Genomic DNA, 9,356 nt, shown 5'->3' with positions numbered 1-9,356 from the left:
GTCGTCACGATCGTCGTGTTTGCCGGGGCCGGATCGGCAGCCTCGGTTTCCGTGGTCGTCACGGTGGTCGTGTCGCCATCGACGGTCACTGTGTCATCCGTCATGAAGCGCTGCAGCACGAAATAGGCCAGCGCCAAGGCAAGAAGCACGCCGATGATCAGCGGAAGCGCAGAAGACCGACGCTCGACCGGCTCGACATAGGTCTCGCGATGCTCGGGGGCACCGGGCTTCGGCCGGTTCGGGTCGTTGGGATCATAGCTCATGCAGGCCTCCAATTCAGGCTGTCTTTTGACAGGGTTAGGTCGCAAAGCAGTGGTTCAGTCGTGGGGTGCTGTCAACCGTACGCTCTGCCAGCCTGACTTGCGACCCGGCTTTCAGGCGATTAACACCAAGTTAGAGGCGCGGGTTCCGGCCCCTGCCGCATTTTTCAGAAAAGGCCGCTGCCTGATGTCATCGCCGAAAGCTCAGCCCGTCCAATACCTTGCCGACTATCGCCCTTACCCGTTCACGCTGTCGCAGACGCGGCTGGATGTCACCTTGGCGCCCCGCGATACACGCGTGAAGGCGGAACTGGACCTGTCACCGCGTGGAGGGCCTGAAGATCTGGTTCTGGACGGCGGTCATGGCCTGCGCCTGCTGAGCCTGACGATCGACGGACAGACCCCCGACCCCGCCTATGTGACGCGCGATGACGAACGCCTGACCATCGCGGCCCCCGCCCTGCCAACCGGCGGATTTACGCTTGCAACCGAAGTGGCCATCGACCCCCAGGACAACACTGCCTTCGAGGGGTTGTACCTGTCCGGCGGGATCTTCTGCACCCAGTGCGAGGCCGAGGGCTTTCGCCACATCACCTTCTATCCCGATCGTCCCGATGTGATGACCACGTTTCGCGTCACGATCCGCAGCGACGAACGTGTGCTGCTGTCGAACGGAAACCCGGTATCCTCGCAGGCGGGCGTGGCGGAATGGCATGACCCTTGGCCCAAGCCGTCTTATCTCTTCGCCCTCGTCGCGGGCGATCTTGTGGCCGTCAGCGACCGTTTCGTCACGCGTTCGGGGCGTGATGTGGCGTTGAACGTCTGGGTCCGCCCCGGAGATCAGGATCGCGCCGGATTTGCCTTGGAATCGCTGATCAAGTCGATGAAATGGGACGAGGACGTCTATGGCCGGGAATACGACCTGGATGTTTTCAACATCGTCGCCGTCGATGATTTCAACATGGGCGCCATGGAGAACAAGGGGTTGAACATCTTCAACTCGAAGCTTGTCCTGGCCTCGCCCGATACGGCCACCGATACAGACTACGAGCGGATCGAGGCGGTCATCGCGCATGAATATTTTCACAATTGGACCGGAAACCGGATCACCTGCCGCGACTGGTTCCAGCTGTGCCTGAAGGAAGGACTAACTGTCTTTCGGGACCAGCAGTTCACCAGCAACCTGCGCAGCGCCGCCGTGAAGCGGATCGAGGATGTGCAGGCTCTCCGTGCCCGCCAGTTCCGAGAGGACCAGGGCCCCTTGGCGCATCCTCCGCGTCCCGACCGCTACGAAGAGATCAACAATTTCTACACCGCTACCGTCTATGAAAAGGGAGCCGAGGTCATCGGGATGCTTAAGCGTCTTGTGGGTGACGAAGGATATGCCAAGGCGCTGGACCTTTACTTCGAACGGCATGACGGTGACGCGGCGACGATCGAGGACTGGCTGAAGGTCTTCGAAGATGCCACGGGACGCGACCTTTCCCAGTTCAAGCGCTGGTATACCGACGCGGGAACACCAATCCTCGAGTTGCGTGAAGAATGGCAGGACGGCACCCTGACCCTCCACTTCACGCAAACGACGCCACCGACTCCCGGTCAACCGGACAAGCCGGCGCGCGTGATCCCCATCGCTGTCGGGCTGATCGGGCCGAACGGCGACGAGGTCGCATCGACCCGGATCCTGGAGATGGTCGACGACCACCAGAGCTTTGTCTTTGCCGGTCTCGGCGCACGTCCGGTTGTTTCAGCCCTGCGCGGCTTTTCGGCGCCAGTGATGCTGCGCCGAGAGATGGACGACACGACACGCGCCTTCCTGCTGGCGCATGACACGGATCCCTTTGCCCGATGGGAAGCCGGACGGGAACTGGCCCTGTCGGCCTTGATCCAGCTGTCCCAAGGGCAGGACGCGGGCGAGGATTTCATCGCGGCGATCGGTGCAACCGTGACCGATGATGGCGCCGATCCCGCGTTCCGCGCGCTTTGCCTGAACCTGCCGGGAGAGGAAGAGATCGCGACCCGGCTTGCGGCCTCGGGCGCGGTTCCTGATCCGGATGCGATCCATGCCGCGCGCAACCATCTTGCCGGACGGATTGCCCAGACCCATCAGGCCGCCCTTTCGGCAATCTATGATGCCATGGCGGTCACCGGCCTTTATTCACCGGATGCCGATGCGGCAGCGCGCAGATCCTTGCGAACGGCGGTCCTTGGCCTCTTGGGCCGCATTGACGGCGGGCAGCGGGCACAGGTGCTGTTCGGCACCGCGACCAACATGACCGAACGCATGGCAGCCTTGACCGTCCTTTTGCGTCTTGGGAAAGGTGCGGAAGAGCTGCAGATCCTGCTGGAAGAGTTCGGCGGCAACCGCCTGGTCATGGACAAGTGGTTCGGCATCCAGGTCACGGCCGCCCCACCCCGCGATGCCGTTCGCGTTGCGCGACAATTGGCCGAGCGTCCGGACTTCGACTGGAAAAACCCAAATCGTTTCAGGGCACTGCTTGGCGCGCTGGCCGTTAACCATGCGGGCTTCCACGCGCCGGATGGTTCGGGCTATGATTTCACCGCGGACTGGCTGATGCGCATGGATGCAGCCAATCCACAAATTGCCGCGCGGATGTCGACCGCGTTCGAGACTTGGCCGCGGTACGACAAGGGCCGCCGTGCGAAGGCATTGGACGCGCTGGAACGTATCGCCGGTCTGGAGGGTTTGAGCCGGAACATGCGCGAGATGGTTTCGCGCATGATCGCGGCCGGGAATTGACCGGCGACGGGGGGAAGATCATGGCCGCAACCGAAGAGGCCCGCACCGAGATGCAACTGCGTCTCGACCCGCTGATCGCGGAACGGGCGCCCTGGCTCTTTTCAGGACGCCCTCACCATCAGTTGGCGAAATGGGCGATGATGTACCTGTTGCGCTATCCCCGGACCGTCGATCTCGGCGCCGAATTCCGCGATCTGCCTCCGGCCGAGATTTTTCGCCGCATGTCCGAGATGATCGTCCAGGATCTGCGGGTCGAGGGGCTGGAGCACCTGCCCGCGACCGGCCCCGCGTTGATCGTGGCCAACCATCCGACGGGAATAGCGGATGGCATCTTCCTGAATGCGGTCATTTCCCAGCTGCGCGACGATCTGTTCATCTATGCCAATCACGACATGATCCGTGTCCTGCCCCAGATGATCGAGATGATCGCGCCTGTCGAATGGCGCGTGGAAAAGCGCAGCCATGCCAAGACCCGCGCGACCATGGATTATACCCGAGACGCGCTGGCGGCCGGTCGGATCGGCCTGATCTTTCCTTCAGGACGGCTGGCCAAGCGCCGCGGCCTGACCCTTCACGAACGCCCGTGGATGGCCAGTGCGGCGATGATTGCACGGAAATTCGACGTTCCCGTCATTCCGCTGCGGATCCGGGCCAGGAACTCGGCGCTGTTCTACCTGTTCGACCGCATCCACCCGACCCTGCGCGACGTGACCTTGTTCAACGAGGTGCTGAACAAGACCCGTCAGCCCTATCGCGTGACCATCGGCGCGCCGATCTCTGCCGCCGATCTTCCCAGAGGCAGCGAGGACGCGATCGCGGTTCTCCGGGATAGGGTTCTGGACCTTCCTGCTCCGGGCAAGGGGGCCGCGCAGTTCAGCCGCGACCGTGGTCCGGCCAGACTGGTGGGGCGCCGCAAACCTGTCAGCGGATAAGCGGATGCATGACGTCCGGGACCGGTTCCCGGACGCGCATCACGCTGTCATGCCGGCGATAAGGGATCAGAGTGCCATGTCATCGCGGTGCACAAGGGCGGCGCGACCGGCATAGCCCAAGATCGTCTCGATCTGGGCGCTGCGATGGCCGGCTATCTGTCGGGCCTCGTCGGCGGTATAGCGCGCAAGTCCGGTCGCCAAACGCTGGCCGTCCAAGGCTTGTATCACCACCGGATCACCCCGCCCAAACGCTCCCTCGACCAGTGTCACCCCGGCGGGCAACAAGGACTTTCCCTGACACAGGGCATGTGCTGCGCCTGCATCGATGACCAGAACGCCCTTGGGTTTCATGGCCGCGATCCAGCGCTTCCGCGCCAGTTGCGGATCGGCCTCCGGCAGGAACCAACTGGTGCGTGCCCCCTCGGCTACGGCTGTCAGCGGCCGAAGCACCGATCCTTCGGCGATGGCCATGGCGCATCCGCCCGTCACGGCCGTCCGTGCAGCCATCAGCTTGGTCTTCATGCCACCCTTTGACAGGCCCGAGACAGGGTCGCCACCCATTGCCTCGATCCGGGGCGTGATCGCCTCGATCACCGGCAGGTGGCGGGCCGTCGGGTCTGTCTTCGGGTTGCTGGTATAAAGCCCATCCACATCCGACAGCAGCAGCAGCTGGTCCGCCCCGCAGGTCACGGCAATCTGCGCGGCCAGCCTGTCATTGTCGCCAAAGCGGATCTCATCGGTGGCGACGGTATCGTTCTCGTTCACGATGGGCACGACGCCCAGGCCCAGCAGCGTCTGCATGGTCGCACGGCTGTTCAGATAGCGACGCCGGTCGGCGCTGTCCTCCAGCGTCAGCAGCACTTGTGCGGTCGTGACGCCATGGGGCGCCAGCGCCTCCTCGTAGGCGCGGGCCAGCCGGATCTGCCCAACAGCCGCGGCAGCCTGTGCCTGTTCCAGCGGCAGGGCACCTGACGACAGACCCAGAACCCGGCGACCAAGCGCGATTGATCCGGAACTGACCAGAACCACGTCGCAGCCACGCGCGCGCCAAGCCGCCACATCGTCACACAAGGCACGCAGCCACTCGCCGCGAAGACCCTCGGGGCCCACAAGCAGGGCAGACCCGATCTTGACGACCAGCCTGCGCGCGGTCGTCAGCGACGGCGGGATCAGGGCTGCCATGGGTCCTCGGCCCCGCCATTTGCGGGCGCGCGGGTCGGCTCGATCTGCGTCCAAAGGGCGCGCAGAACTTCGGTCACGCCGGTGCGCGAAACGCCCGACATCAGCATGACCGGCAGCCCCAGTTCAGCCTCGAGCGCAGCGCGCCGTTCGGCAATCGTTTCCTCGTCCAGTGCGTCGACCTTGTTCAGGACAGTGACCCGCGGTTTTTCCATCAGGACCGGCGAATAGGCGGCAAGCTCGGTCAGGATGGTGCGCGCGTCTCCGGCGACATCTTCGGACGTGCCGTCCACCAGATGCAGCAGCACGGCGCAACGCTCGATATGCCCCAGAAAGCGGTCCCCGATGCCACGGCCTTCGTGTGCGCCCTCGATCAGGCCCGGAATGTCGGCCATCACGAATTCACGCCCGTCCACGCCCACGACCCCCAGGTTCGGGTGCAGGGTGGTGAACGGATAATCGGCGATCTTGGGCCGAGCATTCGAGACGGCGGCCAGGAAGGTGGACTTGCCGGCATTCGGCAAACCAACCAGGCCGCCGTCGGCGATCAGCTTCAGTCGCAGCCAGATGGTGCGCTCCACCCCTTCCTGACCGGGATTGGCATTGCGAGGCGACCGGTTGGTCGATGTCTTGAAGTGCAGGTTGCCCCAACCGCCATTGCCGCCCTTGGCCAGCAGAACCCGCTGCCCGGTTTCGGTCAGGTCGGCAATGACCGTTTCCTCATCCTCATCGAGGATCTCGGTGCCCACGGGAACGCGCAGCACGATGTCGTCGCCGGACTTGCCTGTCATCTGGCTGCCCATGCCGTGCTGGCCGGACTTGGCAAAGAAATGCTGCTGGTAGCGGAAATCGATCAGGGTGTTCAGCCCTTCGACCGCTTCGGCCCAGACATCGCCGCCACGACCGCCGTCACCGCCATCGGGGCCGCCATATTCGATGAACTTCTCGCGCCGGAAGGACACGCAGCCCGCGCCACCACCGCCCGAGCGGATATAGACTTTGGCGAGGTCCAGAAATTTCATCAGAAGGCTCCTTTTGCCGTCAGCCGATACGCTTTTGCGCCAGTCCGCGCAAGGGTCGCGGACTGGCAAAGCGCCAGCGGCTTCTTATGTAAGGCGAAAGGAGAGTGCGATGATCCGTTTCGACAACAGCTATGCCCGCATGCCCCAAGGCTTCTTTGCCCGGGTCGATCCAACCCCTGTCAGCACCCCCAGACTGCTGGCGCTGAACACGCCGCTGGCGGATCGCCTTGGCTTGGATGCGACTGCCCTTGCCTCGCCCGATGGCGTGGCCATGCTGGCGGGCAATGCCGTGCCCGAAGGGGCCGAACCCATTGCCCAAGCCTATGCGGGGCATCAGTTCGGCGGATTTGTTCCTCAACTGGGAGACGGCCGCGCCGTTCTTCTGGGCGAGGTCGTGACACCCGATGGCGCGCGCTTCGATCTGCAGTTGAAGGGCTCGGGGCCGACACCATTCTCGCGCCGGGGGGACGGTCGCGCCTGGATGGGGCCGGTCCTGCGCGAATACCTGGTCAGCGAGTTCATGGCGCGATGAATGTTCCCACGACCCGCGCGCTGGCGGCAGTGGCGACGGGCGACGATGTCTGGCGCGAACAGGGGGCGCTGCCGGGCGCGGTCCTGACACGCGTGGCCTCAAGCCATATCCGTGTGGGCACGTTTCAGTATTTCGCCGTCCGGGACCGCAAGGACGCATTGGCCGCGCTGTGCGATCATGTCATTGCACGGCATTATCCTGACGCTGACAGCCCGCTGGCCCTCTTGGACCAGGTGGTTGCGCGTCAGGCGGAAACCATTGCGCACTGGATGGCGCTGGGCTTCATCCACGGCGTCATGAACACCGACAACATGGCGATTTCGGGCGAAACGATCGATTACGGTCCTTGTGCCTTCATGGATGTTTATCATCCGGATACTGTGTTTTCCTCGATCGACCGCACGGGACGCTATGCTTGGGCCAATCAGCCGCAGATCGCCGTCTGGAACCTGGCCCAGTTCGCAACCTGCCTGATTCCCCTGATGGGGGAAGAAGGTGCCGCCGTCGATGCCGCCACGGAATCGGTTCACCGGTTTACGCCACTCTATCAGGCGGCGTGGCTGCGGCGCTTTGGTGCCAAGCTGGGGATCGAGGGTGCCTCGAACCAGGCACTGATCGAGCGTCTGCTGGAACTGATGGCGCAGCAGCGGGCTGATTTCACCCGCGTCTTTGCAGGGCTTTCGGACGGCACGGCACGGGATGAATTCACGGACCGTGAGACCTTTGATGCGTGGACGCGCGACTGGCAGACATTGTCGCCGGACACGAATGTCATGGCGCAGGCCAACCCGCGCCGGATCCCCCGCAATCATCGCGTGGAGGAGGTCATCGCCTCTGCAGTGGCAGGCGACCTGCAGCCGTTCGAGCGCCTGTTCGCAGCCATCACCCATCCACGTGAATTGCGCGACGATTGGGCAGACCTGTCCCACGCCCCTTATCCCGACCAGATCGTCCGGCAGACGTTCTGCGGCACCTGACGCGGTTATGCGATGTGCGGCTTGCGGGCCGCGCATTTGTCGCCAAGATCGCCCGCGATCAGGTCGAAAGGGACCCATGCTGAAACTTGCCAGCTACAACCTGCATAAATGTCGCGGAATGACCGGCCCACATGCGCCCTTGCGCAACCTGGCAGTCATCCGTGCACTGGACCCGGATATCATTGCCCTGCAGGAGGTCGATTTCCGATACGGTGTCCGGCCCGAAGCCTTGCCGCGCAAGCTGATCCAGACGGAAACTGGGCTGGTGCCCGCACAGATCACCGGAACAACCGAAAGCAGCCTTGGCTGGCACGGCCAGACCATCCTGATGCGCCCGCACCTGGCTGAACAGGCCACGCTGCGTCGCCTGCCCCTGCCGGGGCTGGAACCGCGCGGCGCCGTGGCACTGCGCCTGCCGGGCTTGACGGTGATCGGTGTGCATCTGGGGCTGGCACGGTCGTCGCGACGCGCGCAACTGGCCCGGATCACGGCGCAGGCTGCCCGTATCGGGCAGGACAACATCGTGATGATGGGCGATTTCAACGAATGGCGCGATGACCGCGGACTGGAGTCGCTGGAGGGGTTTCGGGTCATTGCGCCCGGCCCTTCCTATCCCGCGCCCCTGCCCCAGTTGCGGCTGGACCGAATGGCCGTCTCGCGCCACCTAGACCTGATCGAAACCGGCGTCTTCGCCCAGGCCGGTGCGCGGGATGCCTCCGATCACCTGCCGATCTGGGCAAGGATCAAGCTGCCGTGAAGATTGCGACTTTCGGGCGGGACATCGGGCGGGTATGAAGACCGCAACGCAGCAACGGAGGGCCTTCATGACTGTCATCATCGACATTTTCGCACGCGAGATCCTGGACAGCCGGGGCAACCCGACCGTCGAGGTGGACGTGACTCTGGAAGACGGCACGATGGGACGGGCTGCCGTGCCATCGGGCGCCTCGACCGGCGCGCATGAGGCGGTCGAAAAGCGCGACGGCGACAAGGCCCGATACTTGGGCAAGGGCGTGCTGGAAGCGGTCGCGGCCGTCAACGGCGAGATCGCTGAAAACCTGATCGGCGAGGATTCGACCGAACAGCGCGCCATCGACGCGATGATGTGCGAACTGGACGGCACGCCGAACAAGGGCCGCCTTGGGGCAAACGCAATCCTCGGCGTGTCCATGGCTGTGGCCAAGGCAGCCGCCGATGCCACCAACCAGCCGCTTTACCGCTATGTCGGCGGCACGGCCGCGCGCATCCTGCCGGTGCCGATGATGAACATCATCAATGGCGGCGAACATGCCGACAATTCGATCGACTTCCAGGAATTCATGGTGATGCCGGTCGGCGCCGACAGCCTGTGCGAGGCGGTGCGCTGCGGCTCGGAAATCTTCCACACGCTGAAGAAGCGGCTGCACGATGCCGGGCTCTCGACGGCGGTGGGCGACGAGGGCGGCTTCGCGCCCGACCTCGCCTCGACCCGCGACGCGCTCGACTTCATTATGAAGTCGGTCGAGGAGGCGGGCTACCGGCCGGGCGACGACGTCGTGCTCGCGCTCGATTGCGCCGCGACCGAATATTACAAGGACGGCGCCTACCGCATGGAAAGCGAGGGCAAGACACTGTCGCCCGAGGAGATGGCGGACTTCCTGACCGATCTCGCCTCCAACTACCCCATCCCGTCCTCGATCGAGGCGATGGGGTA

General features: G+C 64.1%; 6 protein-coding genes and 2 pseudogenes. 5 read left to right on the top strand and 3 right to left on the bottom strand.

Features of this window, described 5'->3' with window-relative positions:
- Positions 1–263 (bottom strand): annotated as a pseudogene (locus tag ACLHHB_RS05735) (hypothetical protein); the annotation flags it as partial.
- A gap of 184 nt (positions 264–447) precedes the next feature.
- On the opposite strand from ACLHHB_RS05735, the gene pepN reads away from it, so the two are divergent.
- Both pepN and ACLHHB_RS05725 read left to right on the top strand, forming a co-directional pair.
- Entirely contained in the window at positions 448–3,021 is a 2,574-nt protein-coding gene (pepN, locus tag ACLHHB_RS05730; protein ID WP_410217324.1) for an aminopeptidase N, read from the top strand.
- A gap of 20 nt (positions 3,022–3,041) precedes the next feature.
- Positions 3,042–3,953 (top strand): 1-acyl-sn-glycerol-3-phosphate acyltransferase, encoded by a 912-nt coding sequence (locus tag ACLHHB_RS05725; RefSeq protein WP_410217323.1) that lies wholly within the window; start codon positions 3,042–3,044, stop codon positions 3,951–3,953.
- Between the two features lie 66 nt (positions 3,954–4,019).
- Here the strand turns inward: ACLHHB_RS05725 and proB are convergent, their stop codons facing one another.
- Positions 4,020–5,135, bottom strand: a complete 1,116-nt coding sequence (gene proB, locus ACLHHB_RS05720; protein WP_410217322.1) for a glutamate 5-kinase — start codon at positions 5,133–5,135, stop codon at positions 4,020–4,022.
- On the bottom strand, positions 5,123–6,154 hold the full coding sequence (gene obgE / locus ACLHHB_RS05715) for a GTPase ObgE (protein WP_410217321.1): 1,032 nt from the start codon (positions 6,152–6,154) through the stop codon (positions 5,123–5,125). Before obgE ends, proB begins: the two co-directional genes overlap by 13 nt.
- A 109-nt stretch (positions 6,155–6,263) precedes the next feature.
- Between obgE and ACLHHB_RS05710 the strand changes: the two are divergent.
- From ACLHHB_RS05710 to ACLHHB_RS05700, 3 genes and pseudogenes are all read left to right on the top strand, one after another.
- Positions 6,264–7,663 (top strand): annotated as a pseudogene (locus ACLHHB_RS05710) (protein adenylyltransferase SelO).
- A gap of 76 nt (positions 7,664–7,739) precedes the next feature.
- A complete protein-coding gene (locus ACLHHB_RS05705) occupies positions 7,740–8,420 on the top strand; it encodes an endonuclease/exonuclease/phosphatase family protein (RefSeq protein ID WP_410217320.1) in 681 nt (226 codons plus the stop codon).
- Between the two features lie 67 nt (positions 8,421–8,487).
- The coding region (locus ACLHHB_RS05700; protein ID WP_410217319.1) for a phosphopyruvate hydratase at positions 8,488–9,356 on the top strand (869 nt) is incomplete at its 3' end.

This window comes from Paracoccus sp. (in: a-proteobacteria) (assembly GCF_046462195.1).
GTDB lineage: Bacteria > Pseudomonadota > Alphaproteobacteria > Rhodobacterales > Rhodobacteraceae > Paracoccus.
This window is presented reverse-complemented; position numbering and strand designations above follow the sequence as displayed.

Excerpts from the sequence above, each read along its gene's own strand:
- pepN (WP_410217324.1), top strand. The coding sequence starts at position 448 with ATGTCATCGCCGAAAGCTCAGCCCGTCCAATACCTTGCCGACTATCGC.
- ACLHHB_RS05725 (WP_410217323.1), top strand. The coding sequence starts at position 3,042 with ATGGCCGCAACCGAAGAGGCCCGCACCGAGATGCAACTGCGTCTCGAC.
- proB (WP_410217322.1), bottom strand. The coding sequence starts at position 5,135 with ATGGCAGCCCTGATCCCGCCGTCGCTGACGACCGCGCGCAGGCTGGTC.
- obgE (WP_410217321.1), bottom strand. The coding sequence starts at position 6,154 with ATGAAATTTCTGGACCTCGCCAAAGTCTATATCCGCTCGGGCGGTGGT.
- ACLHHB_RS05705 (WP_410217320.1), top strand. The coding sequence starts at position 7,740 with ATGCTGAAACTTGCCAGCTACAACCTGCATAAATGTCGCGGAATGACC.